The organism is Rhodopila sp. (genome assembly GCF_035548095.1).
Lineage (GTDB): Bacteria > Pseudomonadota > Alphaproteobacteria > Acetobacterales > Acetobacteraceae > Rhodopila.
Map to the genome: position 1 here is coordinate 1 of NZ_DASZUV010000029.1, position 19,740 is coordinate 19,740.

The 19,740-nt window shown below is 69.4% G+C and carries 14 protein-coding genes and 1 pseudogene; 7 read left to right on the plus strand and 8 right to left on the minus strand.

Annotation, left to right across the window (positions count from 1 at the left end; all coding sequences use genetic code 11):
* From VHC04_RS20645 to VHC04_RS20655, 3 genes and pseudogenes are all read right to left on the minus strand, one after another.
* Positions 1 to 768 (minus strand): annotated as a pseudogene (locus tag VHC04_RS20645) (hypothetical protein); the annotation flags it as partial.
* A gap of 375 nt (positions 769 to 1,143) precedes the next feature.
* A complete protein-coding gene (locus VHC04_RS20650) occupies positions 1,144 to 1,920 on the minus strand; it encodes an enoyl-CoA hydratase (RefSeq protein WP_325684629.1) in 777 nt (258 codons plus the stop codon).
* A complete protein-coding gene (locus tag VHC04_RS20655) occupies positions 1,917 to 2,714 on the minus strand; it encodes an SDR family NAD(P)-dependent oxidoreductase (protein WP_325684630.1) in 798 nt (265 codons plus the stop codon). The genes VHC04_RS20650 and VHC04_RS20655 overlap by 4 nt, the downstream gene beginning before the upstream one ends.
* Positions 2,715 to 2,791: 77 nt before the next feature.
* Here VHC04_RS20655 and VHC04_RS20660 point away from each other — a divergent pair, with 77 nt between their 5' ends.
* From VHC04_RS20660 to VHC04_RS20675, 4 genes are all read left to right on the plus strand, one after another.
* Positions 2,792 to 5,788 (plus strand): helicase-related protein, encoded by a 2,997-nt coding sequence (locus tag VHC04_RS20660; RefSeq protein WP_325684631.1) that lies wholly within the window; start codon positions 2,792 to 2,794, stop codon positions 5,786 to 5,788.
* Positions 5,785 to 9,339 carry an Eco57I restriction-modification methylase domain-containing protein gene (locus VHC04_RS20665; RefSeq protein WP_325684632.1) on the plus strand — a complete coding sequence of 1,185 codons (3,555 nt, stop codon included), beginning with the start codon at positions 5,785 to 5,787 and terminating at the stop codon, positions 9,337 to 9,339. Before VHC04_RS20660 ends, VHC04_RS20665 begins: the two co-directional genes overlap by 4 nt.
* An 81-nt stretch (positions 9,340 to 9,420) precedes the next feature.
* Positions 9,421 to 10,554 (plus strand): acyl-CoA dehydrogenase family protein, encoded by a 1,134-nt coding sequence (locus VHC04_RS20670; protein ID WP_325684633.1) that lies wholly within the window; start codon positions 9,421 to 9,423, stop codon positions 10,552 to 10,554.
* A gap of 13 nt (positions 10,555 to 10,567) precedes the next feature.
* A complete protein-coding gene (locus VHC04_RS20675; RefSeq protein WP_325684634.1) occupies positions 10,568 to 11,008 on the plus strand; it encodes a VOC family protein in 441 nt (146 codons plus the stop codon).
* A 47-nt stretch (positions 11,009 to 11,055) separates the two neighbouring features.
* On the opposite strand, the gene VHC04_RS20680 is transcribed toward VHC04_RS20675, so the two are convergent.
* Genes VHC04_RS20680 through VHC04_RS20695 form a run of 4 tightly spaced genes read right to left on the minus strand, consistent with a single transcriptional unit; the run spans position 11,056 to position 14,760 of the window.
* The gene (locus VHC04_RS20680) at positions 11,056 to 12,183 is read right to left on the minus strand and encodes an ABC transporter permease (RefSeq protein WP_325684635.1); all 1,128 of its coding nucleotides are present in this window, start codon (positions 12,181 to 12,183) and stop codon (positions 11,056 to 11,058) included.
* On the minus strand, positions 12,180 to 13,127 hold the full coding sequence (locus tag VHC04_RS20685; RefSeq protein ID WP_325684636.1) for an ABC transporter ATP-binding protein: 948 nt from the start codon (positions 13,125 to 13,127) through the stop codon (positions 12,180 to 12,182). The genes VHC04_RS20680 and VHC04_RS20685 overlap by 4 nt, the downstream gene beginning before the upstream one ends.
* Positions 13,124 to 14,116: an HlyD family secretion protein gene (locus VHC04_RS20690; protein WP_325684637.1), complete on the minus strand. Its 993-nt coding sequence runs from the start codon at positions 14,114 to 14,116 to the stop codon at positions 13,124 to 13,126. Before VHC04_RS20690 ends, VHC04_RS20685 begins: the two co-directional genes overlap by 4 nt.
* A complete protein-coding gene (locus VHC04_RS20695) occupies positions 14,113 to 14,760 on the minus strand; it encodes a TetR/AcrR family transcriptional regulator (RefSeq protein WP_325684638.1) in 648 nt (215 codons plus the stop codon). Before VHC04_RS20695 ends, VHC04_RS20690 begins: the two co-directional genes overlap by 4 nt.
* Positions 14,761 to 14,895: 135 nt before the next feature.
* On the opposite strand from VHC04_RS20695, the gene ahcY reads away from it, so the two are divergent.
* The 3 genes from ahcY to VHC04_RS20710 all read left to right on the plus strand — a co-directional run bounded on the left by ahcY (position 14,896) and on the right by VHC04_RS20710 (position 18,510).
* A complete protein-coding gene (gene ahcY / locus VHC04_RS20700) occupies positions 14,896 to 16,206 on the plus strand; it encodes an adenosylhomocysteinase (RefSeq protein WP_325684639.1) in 1,311 nt (436 codons plus the stop codon).
* Between the two features lie 264 nt (positions 16,207 to 16,470).
* Entirely contained in the window at positions 16,471 to 16,716 is a 246-nt protein-coding gene (locus VHC04_RS20705; protein ID WP_325684640.1) for a hypothetical protein, read from the plus strand.
* A 279-nt stretch (positions 16,717 to 16,995) separates the two neighbouring features.
* The gene (locus VHC04_RS20710) at positions 16,996 to 18,510 is read left to right on the plus strand and encodes a DHA2 family efflux MFS transporter permease subunit (protein WP_325684641.1); all 1,515 of its coding nucleotides are present in this window, start codon (positions 16,996 to 16,998) and stop codon (positions 18,508 to 18,510) included.
* Positions 18,511 to 18,519: 9 nt separating this feature from the next.
* On the opposite strand, the gene VHC04_RS20715 is transcribed toward VHC04_RS20710, so the two are convergent.
* Positions 18,520 to 19,590 carry a tartrate dehydrogenase gene (locus VHC04_RS20715; protein ID WP_325684642.1) on the minus strand — a complete coding sequence of 357 codons (1,071 nt, stop codon included), beginning with the start codon at positions 19,588 to 19,590 and terminating at the stop codon, positions 18,520 to 18,522.
* Positions 19,591 to 19,740: the final 150 nt, after the last annotated feature.

The following is a 19,740-nucleotide window of genomic DNA, read 5'->3' on the forward strand; positions in this document are numbered from 1 at the left end:
AGGCCGCGGCTTGGCCAGCCGCGCCCTGGTCTGTTCCGCCTCCGCTGGTCCCGCGCCCGTCCGTTCCGCCAATGCGGTCTTCACCAGTCCCGGTCCCGCCGGCTGCAACCCCGCCTCCTCTGATCCCATCGGCTCCAACCCCATCGGCTCCGGCCCCATCAGCTCCAACCCCGGCGGCTCTGGCCCGGACGGCTTCGGCACCGGCTCTGGCCCCATCAGCTCCAACCCCGGCGGCTCTGGCCCGGACGGCTTCGGCACCGGCTCCGGTCCCATCGGCTCCAACCCCGGCGGCTCTGGCCCGGACAGCTTCGGCACCGGCTCTGGCGCCGTCAGCTCGGCCTTCGCCTGATCCAGCCGCCGCCGCGTCTCCGCGACCGCCTGCAGCGTGGCCGAGATGGCGGCCCGATCCGGCGCGGACCGGCGCGGCGTTGCCGCCTCTCCTTCGCCCTGCTGCTTGCGCAAGCGATGCTCGCTTCGTTCGGCGGTGCGATGCAGGGCGTCGGCGTTGGACCGGCAGCGCACCGCGAAGGCGGCCGACAGGTCGGGGCGTGCCGACAATTCGATTGAGGCCAGCGAGGCCATGCCCAGGCCGACGATCCGAGCGACGCTGAACAGGTCCCAGGCGGACCGGATGCCGAAACCATTTACCAGCTCGACGGCCTGAGCCTCGGCCAGGGCAAGGTCGGTGGTCCCGATGGCGAACAGCGGGGTCAGGCGCGTGATGAAGCTGGCGAACAGGTGTTCGGAGACGCGGGCGGGGACGGACATGGGGCGGACCTGGGCTCGGGACCTTGGGGCGGGAACCTGGGGGCGGGACCTTGGGGTGAGACTTGGGAGGAGCGGGACCTGGACAGGTGCGGATAGGATGCCGACTTCTATCACAGGTTGTGGCGTAGATCAAGAAAATGTTCTTATGCGCTGGCATGGGCTGCGATGGCATGGGCGCCGGGCAGCGCCGCCCCTTCGGTCCCCGTCAATGGCCCGGGATGGGCATGGGCACCGGTAGCGCCGTCCCTCCTGTCCCCCGTTCCTCCAGCCCCCGTCAATCAAGCCCCATCAATCGAGCCCCGCCAATCGACCCCGCCAATCGGGCGCCCGTCGGTCGGCCCCATCCGGCCCGTGTCCGGTTTGGTCGCCGCCCGTTCAGCCCTTCCGCGCCTTCAGCCGCTGAATGGCGGCGTTCACCATGCGGGTGGGTTCCTCGGTCTGGTAGGCACGGTACATGCAGCGGATGCCGGCCTCGATCGCGTCGTTCACCGGCATGGCTTCCCACTCCCGGATCAGCTCCTTCTGCAGGCGGATGGCACGCGGGCCGGATTCGATGATCGCCCGGGTCCATTCCGCCAGCGCGGCATCCAGCGCCTCGGCTGGCACCACCCGTTCCACCAGGCCCCACTCCAGCGCGGTGCGGGCATCGATATTTTCACCGGTGTACAGCAGCACCTTGGTGCGGCCCCAGCCGATCAGCTGCGGCAGCAGCGCCGCCTCGACCACGGATGGCAGGCCGATCTTCACCTCCGGCATGCCGAACACCGCGGTCTCGCTGGCGACGTGCATGTCGCAGGCCGCCATGACCTCCAGCCCCGCGCCCAGGCAGAAGCCGTTGACCCGCGCGATCACCGGCACCGGCAGGTCGCGCAGCACCTTGCACATGCGGTGGATCAGCGTCAGGAAATCGCGCGCTTTCGGCGGGTTCAGCGCGCCCAGCTCGAACAGGTTGGCGCCGCCCATGAAGCTGCGCTCGCCCGCGCCGGTGACCACCAGCACGCGCAGGTCGGGGTCATCCTTCAATGCCTCCACCGCCTCGATGAAGGCGGTGATCTGCGGCGTGCCCAGGGAGTTCAGCCGCGCGGCGTTGTTGATGCTGATCGTCATGACGCCGTGGTCATCGCGGCGCACCAGAACGGGGGACTCGGTCATTCGGACGTCCTTTGGTTCCATCCAATCGGGCCGCGGAACGGCCGCATGTCGGGGTAGCCGCTGACCGCCCAGGCGCCATCCACCAGCAGGCTGGCGCCGTTGACGTAGCTGGCGTCGTCGCTGGCCAGGTACAGCGACGGGGCGGCGATTTCCTCGGGCTGCGCGGGGCGGCCCTGGGGGATGCGCGCCTCGAAGGCGGCCAGGGCGTCCGGATTGTCGAAGTGGCGGCGGGTCAGCGGCGTCTGCACCAGGCCGGGCAGGATGGCGTTCACGCGGATGCCGAACGGGGCGAACTCCAGCGCGCCGTTCCTCGACAGCATCTCCACCCCGGCCTTGGCGGCGACATAGGCCGATCCCGCATGCATCGGCACATGCGCGTTCAGCGAGGCGATGTTGACGATGGCGCCGCGCCCCTGCCGCATCATCCGCCGAGCCTGGTGCTTCATGCCCAGGAAGACGCCTTTCAGGCACAGGTCGACGGTGAAATCCCAATCCGATTCGGCGAGGTCGACGATGTAGCCGGGCCGGGAGCCGCCGGCGACATTGAACGCCGCGTCCACCGCGCCGAATTTCTCGACGGCGGTGCCGACCAGGGTTTCCGCCGCCGCCTCGGTGGTCACGTCGCCGTCCAGCCCGATGAAGTCCGCGCCCAGGTCCGGGGCGCCCTTCAGGTCCAGGCCGACGACCCGCGCGCCCTCGGCCAGCAGGCGTCTGGTGATGGCCAGGCCGATGCCCGAGGCGGCGCCCGTCACCACGGCCACCCTGCCGGCGAACCGGTCCTGCAACGCGATCATCTGCTTCCTCCGTCCCGGCGTTAAGGGTTTGGCAACCTGATGATGGTTCCGTGCCCGCGGTGCAACGCGGACCCTGCATGGAACTCTCACCCGGAATCAAGGTCATGGCGCGCGGCCTGGCGTGGGAGGTGCTGGCCGCCGACGACCTGGGCGCGCAGCGCCGCCTGCGCCTGTGCTGCCTGGACGGCGACCTGCAAGGGCTGGAATGGGACCTGCTGCATCCCGCCGAGGCGGTGGCGCCGCTGCACGACGCGCCCGGTCCGGCGGATGCCGGGCCGCTGGCGCTGTGGCGCCGCCATCACCAGGCCTGGCTGCTGGACCAGGTTCCCGGCGCGCCCGCCGTGCCGGGACGGCTGACGGTCGAGCCCTACCAGCTGGTCCCGCTGCGGCGGGCGCTGGACATGGCGCGGCCACGGCTGCTGCTGGCCGACGGGGTCGGGCTGGGCAAGACCATCCAGGCCGGGCTGATCGCGGCGGAGCTGCTGGTGCGGCGGCGCGCCCACCGCATCCTGGTGATCTCGCCGCCCGGCCCGCTGCTGCGGCAATGGGCGCAGGAGATGCGGCTGCGCTTCGGCCTGCGGTTCACGGTCATCGCCGATGCCGCCGATCTGCGCGCCGCCCGCCGCGGCCTGGAGCTGGGGCGCAACGCGTTCGAGGCGACGGCGCTGTGCCTCACCTCGATCGACTTCGCCAAGCAGGACCATGTGCTGGCGGAGCTGGAGCCGGTGGCCTGGGACCTGGTGATCATCGATGAGGCGCATCACTGCGCCGGCGGGCCGGCCGCCGCTCGGCCGGGGGGCGGCGGATGGGGCGAGGACAGCCGCCGCCGGCGCTTGGCGGAGCTGCTCGCCGCGCGGTGCGACGGGCTGCTGCTGCTGACCGCCACGCCGCATGACGGGCACGACGCGCATTTCTCCTCATTGATCGGCCTGCTGGACCCCAGCCTGGTGGATGGCGCCGGTGGGCTGGTGGGCAACGCCTATCGGCGGCACGTGGTGCGGCGGCTGAAATCGCATATCCGCGATCCGCGCACCGGCTTGCCGATGTTCCGGCCCAGGCTGGTCGAGCCGGTGCGGATCGACCTGTCCGACGCGCCGGAGGTGCTGGCATTCCACCAGGCGCTGACGGCGCTGGTCGCGCCGAGGCTGCGCCGGTCGGGTGCGGCGGGCCTGGGCGACGCGCTGGCTTTCGTCAGCCTGCTGAAGCGCTCATTGTCCAGTATTGCCGCCTGCCTGGCGACGCTGCGCGTGGTGGCGGCGCGCTATGGCCGGCCCGCCGGCGCGCGCGGCGCCCGGCAGCGGGCCATCCGCCTGCTGCGGACCCGCCTCGACCGGTTCGGTGTCCTCGATCCCGCCGCCGAGGCTCGGCTCGCGGCGCTGGAAGCCGAGGCGATGGCGGCTTCCCTGTCGGAGGGGATCGCGGCGGAATTGGCCGCCCTGATCCGGCTGGGCGAGGCGGCCCTGCCGCACGATCCGAAATTTTCGGCGCTGCTGCGGGAAATCCGCCTGATCCGGCTGGCGGAGCCCGAGGCGAATATCCTGGTCTATACGGAATACGCCGACAGCCAGGCCGCCGCGGTGCGGGCGCTGGCGGCGCTGGACGGCACGGTCCTGACGATCAGCGGCGCGCAGACCGAAGCGGAACGGACCGAAGCCGCCGAACGCTGCGCGGCGCGGGACGGGATCGTCCTGCTCAGCACCGATTCGCTGGCGGAAGGGCTGAACCTGCAGCAGCGCTGCCATCACCTGATCCATCTGGACCTGCCCTACAACCCGAACCGGCTGGAGCAGCGCAACGGCCGCATCGACCGCTACGGCCAGCGCCGTGACCCGCATATCCGCTACCTGTACCTGGCCGATACGTTCGAGGAACGGCTGCTGCTGCATCTGATCGCGAAATACGAGAAGGCGCGGGCCTGCCTGTCGACGATGCCCGATACGCTGGGCATGACCGCGCCGGCGCACAGCCTGCGCGAAAGGCTGGTGTCCGGCTTTGCCGAGGACGGCCCGTCCCTGTTCGGCGCGCCGCTGATCCGTACCTTGGACCTGGCCGCCGAGACCGAGGGCAGCGAGGCGTATCGCGACCTGCTGCGCGAGATCGACCGCGCCTTCCACAGCTTCGATCGGATGGCGGTGCGGCATGGCTGGCTGGCCGGCCGCGAGACGGCCGGCGCCGGCAATACCGGTCCACCACCGCCCGCCGACTTGCCCGTCGCCGACCTGCCCGTCGCCGACCTGCCCGCCGCCGGCGTGGCGGCCATCGACTTGCCGGCCTTCGTGGCCTCGATGCTGGAGGCGGAGGGTCCGGCATACCGCATCCCCGCGGCCTGGCAGCCGGATCTGGACGGGTTGCCGGGCTTCGATGCCGTGACCGGCATCGTCCGGCTGGCGCAACGCCCGGAAGACGCGCGGGACGGCACCGGCGCCGCGCTGCTGTATCCCGGCCGGGCCCATCCGCTGACCCGGCGGGCGGTGGCGGCGGCACGGATGGCGGTGGCCGGGCGGGTCAGTGCCGCGCGAGCCGCCTCGGATGGCTGGCTGCTGACCTACGTGGTCGAGGTCGGCACGCTGTTCAGGCGGGTTTTCGGCCTGCACGCGGATGCCGGCGGATCGGTCCGGGACCATGACGACCTGCTGGCGTTCCGCGAACCCGCGCCCGGTCCGATAGCCTGGCCCGAGACGGTGGTCGAGGCGGTGATCGCGGCGGCGGTCCCCGTGGCGCAGAGCCGTGGCGAGCGGCTGGCGGCGGCCTTCGCGGCGCGGCATGCCGCGCGTTGGCAGCAGGCGGCGCGGGACGCACGCGCCTGGCTGGAACGGCGCGCCGCCGCGCTGTGCGGACCCAGGGCGGCGCTGACCGGCGACCTGTTCGCGCCTGCGGATGCCACCGGAGACTGGCGAATCCTGGCCGATCCGGTGCGGCGGCTGACGGCGCTGGCGGCCGATGCCGCAGCTCCGCGCGACAGGCGGTCGGACGCGTCCGAGGCCCTGCGGCGGTTCCGCGGCCTCGGCACCGATGCGCCCGCGCTGCCGCGCGCGACCATCCGCCTGATCGGGGTGCTGCGCCTGCGCCGATGACGCTGGACCTGGACGGCATCTCGGTCCGGGGACCGGCGATCACGCCCGGCTTCCTGCGGGATGGCCTGGCCGCCGCGTTGATCCGGGCCGGCGGACTGCCCTTCGTGGCGGATGCCGCGGCCTTCGCCGCCACCAGGCCGCGCGCGATCGCCGACGCGCTGGGCTATCGCGGGGTCCGCCGCATGGAACCGGTGCGGACGTATGAAGGGCCGGAGGATGCCGGCTGGCTGATGCACGCCGGTGCCGCGACCAGCCTGCGCCTTTGGATGCTGCCGCGCGGTACCGATCCGGAGACGGGCGCGCGCGGCAGCGCGCTCCGCACCGCGCAGCGGGTCCTGGCGGCGGCGAAGGAGGCTATCGGGCTGATCGCCAACGGCGAATCCGTGCGGCTGCTGCTGTGCGAGCCATCCCGCACCGGCAGCGTGGTGAGCTTCGCGGTCGGGGCCTGGCGCGAGGAAACGCTGGCGCCCGACGCCAGCCGCATCCTGCTGGCGCTGGCCGGCGCCGACCGGCTGGCCGCGCTTCCGGAGGTCCTGCGGGCCGCCGCGCTGCACCAGGTGCGCATCACCGCGGCGCTGCGTCGGCAGGCGCGGGACGCCATCCTGGGGTTCATCAACGCCCTGCCGACACGGGACGGCCTGGACCCGGCGGTGCTGTGGCGGGAAGCGCTGCTGCTGGTCTACCGGCTGCTGTTCGTCCTGAAGCTGGAAAGCGCATCCGGCGAAAGCGCATCCAGCGAAAGCGCATTCGGCGGATGCAGCTTCGCCGCCACGCTCCTATGGCGCAATGCCCTGTCGCCGAGCCAGGCCCTGGGGATGCTGGTCCGCCGTCATCTGGATCACGGGGCGGAGACCGGGCGGATGCTGCAGGACGGGCTGCGCATGGTATTCGCCGTCTGCCGCGATGGTCTCCTGTGCAACGAACTCGCCATCGCTCCGCTGGGCGGCGGCCTGTTCGCGGCCGGCACGACCCCGCTGCTGGACTCGCTGGACTGGGGCGAGCGCGCGGTGGCCCTCCTGCTGGACCGGCTGATCTGGATCACCGATGCGTCAGGCCAGCGTGCCCGCGTCCACTACGCGTCGCTGGATGTGGAGGAGCTGGGCAGCATTTACGAGGCGCTGCTGGAACAGGAGCCCGGCCTGGCGACGGCGCCGATGTGGCGGCGGCGGCATGGCCGGGTGGAGACGGCGGTGGCGGCGGACGCCGTCGCGCCGGATGGCGTGCGGGGCGGCGCGCCCGACATCATGCCGGGAACGTTCTTCCTGCGCGCCGGGGCAGGGCGCAAGTCCAGCGGTGCCTATTACACGCCGCATGATTTCGTGCACTTCCTGGTGAAGCAGGCGCTGGCGCCGCTGATCGCCGAACGCAGCCCGCCGGGTGATCCGCGGCCGGCGGCCCTGCTGGGCATCCGGGTCGTCGACCCGGCCATGGGCAGCGGCCACTTCCTGGTCGAGGCCTGCCGGCAGCTTGCCGACGCGCTGCTGGCCGCCTGCCTCGCCTGCGATGCGCTCGGCCGGCGGGACCGGATCGCGGCCTTGCCCGATCGCGATGGCCGCCTGGCGGCCTATCTTCCCAGCCGGGGCTTTTCCGAGGCGACGGCCCGCGCGCTGTGCCGCCGCCTGGTGGCGGTGCATTGCCTGTATGGCTGCGACCGCAACGGCCTGGCGGTCGAGCTGGCCAAGCTGTCGCTCTGGCTGGAATCGCATGCGGAAGGGTTGCCGCTGACCTTCCTGGATCACCGCCTGGTTAGCGGCGATGCGCTGACCGGACCCTTCCTGGCCGATATGGCGACCCTGCCGGTGACCGGCGGCCCGCTGGACCCGCTGCTGGCCCATCGTGTCGCGGACCGGCTGGCCGCCGCCCGCGACGAAGCCCGGGCGCTGGTGGCGGCGATGGGGGCATCGCTGGGGCGCGACCTGGAGGACCTGGACGCGAAACAGGCGTTGAAGCGGCGGCTGGACAGCGTGCTTGATCCGCTGCGGCGCCTCGCCGGGGCGTGGACGGGCGCGGCAATGCTGCGGACGCGCGAGGCCGACGATGAATGGCTGTCGCTGGCGCGGCAGGTTGCCGAGACCGGAACCTGGCCTGGCCGGCCGAGCCCGATGCAGGCGCGGCTGGCCGAGGCCGGGCGGGAGGCGGTGCCCTGGGACCTGGCCTTCCCGGAGGTCTTCCCCGGCGGCTTCAGTGTCGTCCTGGGCAACCCGCCCTGGGATGTGCTGCTGCCGAACACCAGGGATTTTCTCGCCGCCCACGACCTGGCGATGCCGGAGGCACACGCATGTCCGGCGCGCGGGGCGGTGGAGCGCCAGCTGCTGCGCCAGCCCGCCATCGCGGCGGCGTTCGCGCGCTATCGTGCCGGGATCGAGCAGACCAGGCACGTGGTCCGCCGGCTGTACCGCCACCAGCACGTGAAGCGTGCCGGGGGCAGCCTGGACCTGTATCGCCTGTTCGCGGAACGCGGGCTGCACCTGGTCGCCGAAACAGGGACGCTGGCCTGGGTGATGCCATCCTCCTTCCACGCCGCCGAGGGCAGCATCGGCGTCCGCTCCGCCTACCTCGCGGATACCAGCCTGGACTGGCTGCTGTCGTTCGAGAACCGGCGGCGGGTCTTCGACATCGACAGCCGCTACAAGTTCGACCTGATCGTCGCCCGCCGGCCCGGGCCGACGGACGCCTTCCGCTGCGGCTTCTATCTGGACCGCATCGCCGACGCGGATGACGCGGCGCGCATCATGACCTATGACCGGGCCTTCCTCGCCCTGGCCGGCGGCACCAGGCTGACGCCGCCGGAGCTGCGCGGCGCCGCCGATCTGCGCGTGGCGGAGCGCCTGTTCGCCGCGCCGCACCGGTTCGGGGACTGGTGCGCCGCGCGGCATATCCGTTTCGGCTGCGACTTGCACATGACGCATGATGCCGGCTGCTTCCTGCCGGCCGGCCGCGGCGACCTGGTCCTGCACGAAGGCAAAACGTTCCACCAATATACCGACCACTGGGACACGCCGCCGCGCCACGGCGTCGCCTCGGCGGCCCTGCCGCCGGCCCTGGCGCGGGCGGCGGTGCGGTCGCGGCTGGCGTTCCGCGACATCGCCCGCTCCAACGATGAGCGCACGATGATCGCGCTGCTCGCACCCCCCGGATCGGTGTTCGGCCACACCGCGACGGTGGAGAAGACGCCCTGGGCGCGCAGCGAGGATGACGCGCTGCTGCTGTGCGCGCTGCTGAACTCCTTCTGTTTCGACTGGCTGGTGCGGCAGAAGGCGGCGACGCATCTGAGCCTGTATCTGCTGCACGGGCTGCCCGTCCCGGATTTCTTGCCGTGGCAAGGGCGGATTCTGCGGGATGCCGCCCGCGCGTTGTCCGCCGCGCGGGGCAAGCGGGAGGATCTGCGGGCGACGGTCGACGCCGTGGTGGCCCGCGCCTACCGGCTGGATCGGGCGATGTTCGTGCGCATTCTGGCGGGGTTCAGCCATCGGTCGCGGCCCGATGCGGCGGCGCGCTGCGTGGCCGCGTTCGATGCCCTGGCGGCACGGGCCGTCGCCGCGGTGGCGTGAAAAGGGCGGCTGGCGGCGGCTTTGCAAGCATCCGGAAAATGCGCCATCGTCCGCCGCGAAACCGTTGAAACGGGGAAGTTCATGCCGGACGTCCATCCGCAGATCCTGAAGGCACGAGCGCTGCAGCCGCTGCTGTCGGCGCGTGCGGATGAAGCCAACCGCATCCGGAGACTGACGCCGGACGTCGTCGCGGCGCTGAAGGAGGGCGGCTTCTTTCGCATGCTGCAGCCGGCATCGATCGGCGGGATGGAGATGAAGCCTTCGGATTTCTCCCAGGTGACCGAGGCCATCGCCATGGCGGATGGCTCGACCGGCTGGGTGGTGTGCCAGAGCAACGGATGCTCGATGACCGCCGCCTATCTCGATCCGCCGGTGGCGCGGGAGATGTTCGGGCCGGTCGATGGCATTCTCGCCTGGGGCCCGCCCGGCGCGCCGTTCGAGGCGGAGCCGGTGGACGGCGGCTATTGCGCGTCCGGCACCTGGCGTTTCGCCTCCGGCTCCCAGAACGCCACCTGGCTTGGCGCGCATATGCGCGTGCAAGGCCGTTCCGAGATCCGCACGATGCTGTTCCCCAAAACCAGCGCCGTCATGACGGATATCTGGCACACGCTGGGCCTGCGCGGCACCGCCAGCAACGAATACACGATCAAGGACCTGTTCATTCCCGCCGATCACACCGTGCGGCGCGACCAGGCGGTGGACCGGCGGGAGCAGGGGCCGCTGTACCGTTTTACCAGCAACCAGCTCTACGCCGCCGGGTTTGCCGGCGTCGGCCTGGGGATCGCGCGCGGCCTGATCGATGCGTTCCTGGCGCTGCCGGCCAACAAGGTGTCCCGCGGCGCCAGCAAGCCGATGCGGGAAAACAACGTCGTGCAATCGCAGCTCGCGCAGTCCGAGGCACGCTGGCATTCCGCCCGCGCCTTCCTGCACACGCAGCTGGACGCGACCTACGATCATGTCCGCCAACACGGGGAGATGACGGAGCAGCAGGCGGCGATGCTGCGCCTGGCGGCAACCTGGGCGATCAACCAGGCGCGGGAGGCGGTGAACACGCTGTTCCACTGCGCCGGATCGGTGGCCGTGTTCGAGGATCAGCCCTTCGAGCGGCGGCTGCGCGATATCCACACCGTGTCGCAGCAGGCCCAGGGACGGCAGCTTCATTACGAGTCCGTGGGTCAGATCATGTTCGGCATGAAGCCGGAAAACCAGTTCTAGGAGACGACATCCGATGCCCGCAGAGTCCCTGAATCACTACACCATCCTGGTGCGCGACCTGGAGCGGACGAAGGACTTCTACTGCGACGTGGTCGGTCTGACCGTCGGCGACCGGCCGCCGCTGCCATTCCCCGGCTACTGGCTGTATTGCGGCGGGGTGCCGACCGTGCACCTGATCGGCTATCGGCCGCAGAACCCGACTTTCGCCGACGGCCCGTCCTATCCGGCCCCCACCGGGCGGCTGGACCATATCGCCTTTTCCTGCACGGGCCTGAAGGCGATGCGGGACAGCCTGACGTCGCGCGGCCTGAGGTTCGAGGAGCGTGTGCTGCCGCGCCTCAATATGACGCAGCTGTTCTACCTGGATCCGGACGGCATCTCCGTCGAGTGCAACTTCCCGGCCGAGGAAACCGAGAACCGAGCTGGTTCGGGATATGAGAGCGGGACGGCCTGAAGCCGGCTGGAACGGTTGCAACGCCGGGCGCCGTCCGGCGGGCGGCGTCAGTCCAGCGTCTGCCGGTACGACCGCACCGCGACGATGCCGACGATCACCGCGAACAGTGCCATCGGCCACAGCTCCGGCACGATCTCGGCCACCCCGTTGCCCTTCAGCATGATGCCGCGGCAGATGCGCAGGACATGCGTCAGCGGCAGCAGATCGCCCGCGGTCCTGGCCCAGGCCGGCATGCCGGCGAAGGGAAACATGAAGCCGGACAGCAGCATCGATGGCAGCAGCGAGGCCATCGCCATCTGCTGTGCCTGCATCTGCGTCGCCGCCAGGCTCGACAGGGTGAAGCCAACGGCCAGGTTGCAGGCGATGAACAGGCCCAGGGCCAACAGCAGCAGGAGCACCGATCCGCGCAGCGGCACCTGGAACACGGTCACGGCGGCGACCAGGATCAACACCACCTGGATGTAGCCCAGCCCGATATAGGGGACGATCTTGCCCAGCATCACCTCCACTGGCCGCAATGGCATCGCCAGCAGGTTCTCCATCGTGCCGGTCTCCCGCTCCCGCGTGATCGACAGCGTCGTGGCGATCAGCGTCGAGAAGGTCAGCACGACGCCGACCAGGCCGGGAACGATGTTGAAGGCGGTAATCTGTTCCGGGTTGTAGCGGTTGTGGATAATCACCCGAAACGACGGTGTTTCCGGCGCCATGCGCATTTCGGGCGGCAGGTCGCGGTTGATGGCGCCCGGAACGATACCTTGAAGGGCCGAGGCGGCGGCGGCGATCGCCGTGGAATCCGTCGCGTCGGCCTGCATCAGGATGGTGGGCGATTCACCGCGGTCCACCGCGCGCGCGAAACCCGGCGGAATCCGCAGCACGAACAGCACGTCGCCCCGCGCCAACGCCTGGTCCGCCGCTTCGTCCGAAGTGTACATCCGCAGATCGAAATAGGCGGTGTTGACCAGCGCGCTGGTGATCGCGCGCTCATAGACCGAATGATCGCCCGAGACGAACGCCGTCGGCAGATGGCGCGGATTGGTGTTGATGGCGAAACCGAACAGAAAAAGCTGCATCAGCGGCACCGCCACCGTCATCAGCACGGTGGCGCGGTCCCGTTGCATCTGCAGCAATTCCTTGCGCAGCATGGCGACGAAACGGCTCCAGGAAATGTCCTTCATCGGCGCCGGGTGTCCTGGCCAAGCAGATGGATGAACACGTCGTCCAGGCGGGGCGGCACGGGTTGCCAGGTCACGCCGGGCGCGCGCAGCGAATCCACCGCGCGGGCCAGCTCCGCCGCGTCGGTACCGATCACGCGCAGGGCTCGGCCGATCACCGTCGCGCTCTCGATACCCGGGGTGACACGGGCGCGGTGCACCAGCGCGTCGATGCCGATGCCGGTCGCCTCATAGGTGATGACGCCGGCGTCGCGAACCACCTCCGCCGCCGCTCCGTCGACGATCAGCCGCCCGCCGGACAGGTAGACGACGCGCTGGCAGCGCTCCGCCTCGTCCATGTAGTGGGTGGAGACCAGCACGGTCATGCCCTCGACCGCCATGTCGGCGATCAGGTCCCAGAATTCCCGCCGCGCCTTGGCGTCCACGCCGGCCGTCGGCTCATCCAGCAGCAGCAGCCTTGGCTTGTGCAGCACGCAGGCGGTCAACGCCAGACGCTGCTTCCACCCACCGGAAAGCTGATCCGCGCGCTGGCCGGCGCGCTCCGCCAGCCCCATGCGCCCCATGATCTCCCGCACCGCGGCGCGGCGATCGGGGATTTGGTACAAGCGGGCAACGAAATCGAGGTTTTCCGCGACCGTCAGGTCGCCATAGAAGCTGAAGCGTTGCGTCATGTAGCCGACTTGCAGCCGAATCTGGTCGGCCTGACGGATGATATCCAGGCCAAGGCAGGTGCCAGACCCGGCGTCCGGCGTGAGCAGTCCGCACAGCATGCGGATGGTGGTGGTCTTGCCGCTGCCATTGCCGCCCAGGAAGCCGCAGATCTCACCTTCCGGCACGGTCAGCGTCAGCCCGTCCACCACCTTCCGCGTGCCGAAACTCTTGCACAGCCCGTGGACGTCGATCGCGGGGGCAGCGTCCGTCGCATGGCCGGCAGGTTGAGAAATCATCGCGCGGCCAGCATGTCGGGGGGGATCACGTCGAGCGGCTGGCCGGGCTTCAGCGTGGCGCCCGGCGCCGCGTCCGGCCGGGCCTCGATCAGGTAGACCAGGCTGCCGCGCGTGCCCTCGCTATAGATCACCGGCGGCGTGTATTCCGGCTGCGTGGCGATGAAGGAGATGCGGCCCCGCAGGTCGCGCGGACAGGAATCGCAGATGATGCCGACCTGATCGTCCGCATGAATCCGTGCCAGAGCCGCTTCCGGTACATAGAAACGGACGAAGATGTTGTCCGGCGGCAGGATCGAGACCACCGGTGTGCCGGCGGCGATCGTTTCGCCGGGCCGGGCGAACGTGTCGGCGACCCGCCCGCTGGCCGGCGCGGTGACATGGCGCTGATCCAGCCGCCATTGCGCCGATTCCAGCGCCGCCCGTGCCGCGGCCACGGCCGCCGTCTGCGCCGTGATCGCATGGGCTCTGCCGTTCGTGTCACGGGCCAGCGCCAGCCGGGCCTGCGCGGCGCGCAGCTTCGCCTCGGCGGAGCGGGCATCGGCGCGCATCTGGTCCACGGTCTGGCGCGATGTCGCGCCGGTCACCACCAGTTGCTCGCCGCGGGCCAGGTCGCGAGCCGCCCGCTCATAGGCGGCACTGGTGTCGTTGACGTCGGCCTGCGCCTCGGTGATCTCATCCGCGCGGCCGGGCGCCTGCAGGTCGGCCAGCTTTTCCTGCGCCTCGGCCAAGGTCGCGGCGGCCTGGTCGCGCGCCGCGCGATCGTCGATGTCGTCCTGCTGGAACAGCGGCGCGCCGATCGTAACCAGGTCGCCGCGTGCCACACCCAAGGAGACGAGGCGGCCCAGCTGCGTGGGCGCCACCCTGACGTAGTCGGCATCGGCATAGCCAAGCCAGCGTTCGGGAACCGGGCGGCGAAGCTGAATGTACCACGCGGCGCCGCCGGCCAGCAGCGCAACTGCCAGCAGGATGGTCACGACGCGGCGGATCACGCCCCCGGCTCCGGCCGCAGGCCGCGCAGCAGCAAGTCGATATGGGTCTCGATCACCGCCCTGGTGTCGAACCGCAGGTCGCTGTGTCGCCCGATGGAATGTCGCCACATCACCATCATCGCCATCGGCCCGACCAGGGTCGGCAGCAGGTGCATCGGCTCGATGGGCCGGAACTCGCCGCGCTCCACGCCACGGCGCAGGATGCGCGTGAACAGGCGGATACCGCGGCCGACGACCTCCTCGGCGTAGAAGCGGGCGATCTCGGGGAAATTGCCCGATTCGGCCAGCACCAGCTTGGGAATGCCGGCGACCTGGGTGTCGATGACCTGAAGCATCTGGCTGGCGATCATGCGCAGCATGTCCGCAGCGGAGCCTTGGTGGGCGGCGATCATCGCCTCGATCCGCTCGACATTGGGCAGCAGTTCCTGGCGGACCACGGCGCGGAACAGGGACTCCTTGTTGGGGAAATACAGGTACACCGTGCCTTTGGAGATGTGCGCCGCGCGGGCCACGTCCTCCAGCTTGGTGGCCGCGAAGCCGCGTTCCGCGAACAGGGTCAATGCGGCGGCGACGATTTCGTGTGGCCGCGCGTCGCTGCGGCGCGTCCAGCGTGGCGTCCTGACGGGAGGGGGTGTATCCGACACGCCGGATATATAACCGGTCGGTCAGTTATTAGTAAAGGCCAGAGCACCGGATCCGGACCGCTCCGCCGCGCGGCGCCTTGCAAATATGCAGATATCTTTATATAGCGCCGTCACGCTTCAAAGGATCGTAGCAGCATGACGAGTTTCACCGACTTCAAGGTCAAGGACATGTCCCTCGCCGATTGGGGCCGGAAGGAAATCAGCATGGCCGAGGACGAAATGCCCGGCCTGATGGCGATCCGCGAGGAATACGGCCCGAAAAAACCGCTGAAGGGCGCCCGCATCGCCGGCTGCCTGCACATGACCATCCAGACCGCGGTGCTGATCGAGACGCTGACCACGCTGGGCGCCACCGTCCGCTGGTCGTCCTGCAACATCTTCTCGACCCAGGATCACGCCGCCTCGGCCATCGCCGCCGCCAACATACCGGTCTTCGCCTGGAAGGGCATGAGCGAGGAGGAATTCTGGTGGTGCATCGAGCAGACCGTGCGCGGGCCGGATGGCCAAGGGGGCGTCTGGACCCCCAACATGATCCTGGATGACGGCGGCGACCTGACGCTGCTGATGCATGACAAGTACCCGGCGATGCTGGCCGACGTGAAAGGCATCTCGGAGGAGACCACGACAGGCGTGCACCGGCTGTGGGACATGGCGAAGGCCGGCAAGCTGCTGACGCCCGCCATCAACGTGAACGACAGCGTCACCAAGTCGAAGTTCGACAACCTGTATGGCTGCCGCGAATCGCTGGTGGACGGCATCCGCCGCGGCACCGACGTGATGATGGCCGGCAAGGTCGCGGTGGTGAACGGCTTCGGCGATGTCGGCAAGGGCTCCGCCGCCAGCCTGCGCAATGCCGGCTGCCGCGTGATGGTGACCGAGATCGACCCGATCTGCGCCCTGCAGGCGGCGATGGAAGGCTACCAGGTGGTCACCATGGACGATGCCGCGCCGATCGGCGACATCTTCGTGACCGCCACCGGCAATGTGGACGTGATCACCCTCGACCACATGCGGGCGATGAAGCACCGGGCGATCATCTGCAATATCGGGCACTTCGACTCCGAGATCCAGATCGAGGCCCTGCGCAACTACAAATGGGAAAACGTCAAGCCGCAGGTCGATGAGGTCGTCTTCCCCGACGGCAAGCGGCTGATCGTGCTGTCCGAGGGGCGCCTGGTGAATCTGGGCAACGCAACCGGCCATCCGAGCTTCGTGATGAGCGCGAGCTTCAGCAACCAGGTGCTGGCGCAGATCGAGCTGTTCAATGCCCCGGCCGGCCGGTACGAGAAGACCGTCTACACCCTGCCCAAGCAGCTGGATGAGAAGGTCGCCGCGCTGCACCTGGCGAAGGTCGGCGCCAAGCTGACCCAGTTGTCGGCGAAGCAGGCGGACTATATCGGCGTCTCGCAGCAGGGGCCGTTCAAGCACGATCTGTACCGCTACTGAACCGCTACTGAGCCAGCGGGACCGACCAGCCAGATCACCGCCATGTGAACGGGGCGGAGGGCCAGGACCGGCAAGGCCGGCGGGGTCCTCCGCCTTCCGTTCGGGGTGAATTAACCGGGTTGTCACCCACAAGCGCTGGCATTTTTTTGCCACGAAACCTATCTAACAGCCGCCCCGCTCGATCTTCCTGCCGCGGTCCCTTACTTGGGGATCGCCAGGGGATCGCCAGGAAAAGCGTGGCTGTTACTTGGGAATTTTCCAATAATGACTCCCATCACGGATCCGATGAAGCCACCTTTCACCGAGGCGGTCCGGCGGGTGCTGGCCGAGATGAACGACCCGCGATTGACCGATGACCTGCTGTTCCTGGAAGCCTGGGAGATGCGGCCATCCACCAACCTGGGCCAGGCATTGCGCGCGAGCCAGATCCGGCGCGCCAATCCGGCCCTGGTGGCCGAGATCGGGGCCGAGTTGCAGCGTCTGACGAAGCCGGCGCGCCAGCGCGCCTGAGCACAAGCGGGGGACCTGGGCACAACATCGGGACATCACACCGGGGCCATCGGCGTCTTCGCCACCCCGTTTCGGTGCCGTCGCAGCCTATCACTGTCGCAGCCCCATCACCGTCATCGGGGGGCGCCGGACGACCGGGTCGGGACATGAAGCCCGGCGCCGCGGGCGGGAGTAGCGCGTCCATCAAACTGGGCGCACACTGCCGGCCGACAACGACAACGAACGTCCAGCCATGCCCCATCCTGTTGCGCCGCGTGTCCGGCTCGGGTCCGCTTGACCATGGAGGAAGGAACCCGGGTTCCGAACCGAGGCCTGGTCACCGCCGCGGCGATGATCGCGATGCTGATGCAGACGCTGGATTCGACCATCGCCAACGTCGCGCTACCCTATATGCAGGGCAGCATGTCGGCCTCCTCCGACGAGATCGACTGGGTGCTGACCTCCTATGTCATCGCGGCGGCGATCATGACCGCGCCGGTGGGCTGGATGGCGCGGCGGTTCGGGCGGAAGCGGCTGTTCATCGGGTGCCTGATCGGCTTCACCATCGCCTCCATGCTCTGCGGGGCGGCGCAGTCGCTGGAACAGCTGGTCGGCTTCCGATTGCTGCAGGGCATGTGCGGCGCCGCGATCGCGCCGCTGTCGCAGGCGACGATGCTGGACATCTACCCGTTCTCCCGCCGCGCGCAGGCGATGGCGATCTTCTCCATGGGCGTCACCATGGGGCCGATCATGGGCCCGACCCTGGGCGGCTGGCTGACCGATGCCTATAGCTGGCGCTACGTATTCTATGTGAATTTGCCGCTGGGAGTCCTGTCGGTCGCCGGCCTGGCGCTGTTCATGCAGGAAACCCCGGCGCAGACACAGCTGCGCTTCAGCTGGTACGGCTTCGCCATGCTGGCGATCGCCTGCGGGTCGTTCCAGCTGATGCTCGACCGCGGGCAGGAGCTGGACTGGTTCACATCGCGCGAAATCCTGGTCGAGGCGGTGGTGGCGGGCCTCGCGCTGTACCTGTTCGTCGTCCACATGCTGACCGCCGACCGGCCCTTCTTCTCACCGGGGCTGTTCCGGGACGCGAATTTCTCCTCCGGCATGGTCATGGTGTTCTGCGTCTCATCGGTGCTGCTGTCGACATCGGCCCTGCTGGCGCCCTATCTGCAGAACCTGGCGGGTTACCCGGTCCTGACCGCCGGCTGGGCCATGGCGCCGCGCGGTCTCGGCACCATCCTGTCGATGTACGTGGCGAGCCGGCTGGGCATGCGCGTGGACCAGCGCAAGATCATGGCGGTGGGCCTGCTGGTGCTGGCCGCGGCGCTGTACGACATGAGCACCTGGACCCCCGACGTTCCGCAATCGCACATGGCGGTGACGCTGATCGTGCAGGGTTTCTCGATCGGGCTGGTGTTCAATCCGATGTCGGTGATGGCCTACACGACGCTGGCGCCGCACCTGCGCGGCGAAGGCACCGCGATGCAGTCCCTGGCCCGCAATTTCGGATCGGCGGTGGGGATTTCCGTCACCTCGTTCACCCTGACGCGCAACGTCCAGGCCACCCATGCGGACATCGCCGCCGGCATCACGCCGTTCAACCGCGTATTGCAGATGGGCAACGAGGTGTCCCACCTGCTGGATCCGCTCACGAAGCACGGGGCGGCCCTGCTGAACGGCATGATCGACCAGCAGGCGGCGATCATCGCCTACAACAACGATTTCCGGCTGATGATGCTGTCGGTGGTGCCGCCGCTGCTGTTATTGCTGGTGATGCGCCGCCACCGCCAGCCGGAGGCGGGCGAGTAGCCGGCCACGCTACCCCCGCGCCACCAGCTCGGCGATCGCGGTGCCGACATCGGCGGTGCCGGCCTGGCCGCCCATGTCGCGGGTCTTCGGCCCGCTTTCACGCAGCAGGGTTTCGATCGCGTCGACGATCGCCTTGCCGGCCGCCGCCTCGCCCAGATGCTCCAGCATCAGCGCCGCCGACCAGATCTGCCCGATCGGGTTGCAGATGAACTTGCCGGCGATGTCCGGCGCCGATCCATGCACCGGCTCGAACATGGACGGAAACGTCCGTTCCGGGTTCACGTTGCCGCCGGCGGCGATGCCGATCGAGCCGGCGACGGCCGGTCCCAGGTCGGACAGGATGTCGCCGAACAGGTTCGATCCCACAACGACATCGAACCAGTCCGGGTGCTGCACGAAATGCGCGCACAGGATGTCGATATGGTACTGGTCCGTCCGCACATCCGGATACTCCTTCCCGATCGCGGCAAACCGCTCATCCCAATACGGCATCGTATAGGTGATGCCGTTGGACTTGGTGGCGGAGGTCAGATGCTTCTTCGGCCGGCTGCGCGCCAGCTCGAACGCGTAGCGCAGGATGCGGTCGGTGCCGATGCGGGTGAACACGCTCTGCTGGGAGACGAATTCGCGCTCCGTCCCCTCGAACATCCGCCCGCCGACGGACGAGTATTCGCCTTCGGTATTCTCCCGCACCACGTAGAAGTCGATATCCGCCTCTGTGCGTCCGGCCAGCGGCGTGCGCACGCCGGGCATCAGCTTGCACGGGCGGATATTCACATACTGGTCGAAGCCGCGGCGGATCGGGATCAGCAGGCCCCACAGGGAGACATGGTCCGGCACGCCCGGCCAGCCGACGGCGCCCAGCAGGATCGAATCCGACTTCGCCAGCTGGTCCAGCCCGTCATCGGGCATCATCTTGCCGGTTTCCTTGAAGGTCTCGCACGACCAGTCGTAATGGGTCAGGTTCAGATCGAACCCGAACCGCCGGGCGGCGGCATCCAGCACCTTGAGGGATTCCGGCACGGTCTCCTTGCCGATGCCGTCGCCGGGCAGCACGGCGATGTTGTGGGTGCGGGTCATGGGACGCGTCCTTTGTTGCTGCGGCGAGGGATAACGGAGCGGCGGACCATCCTCAAGCCGCCGGCGGGGCGCCGCGGGTTTCCCGGGTTGCCGGCACCGTCGATCATTCGATCGATAGGCGGGAACCGATAAGCGGACGCGGATCACCCG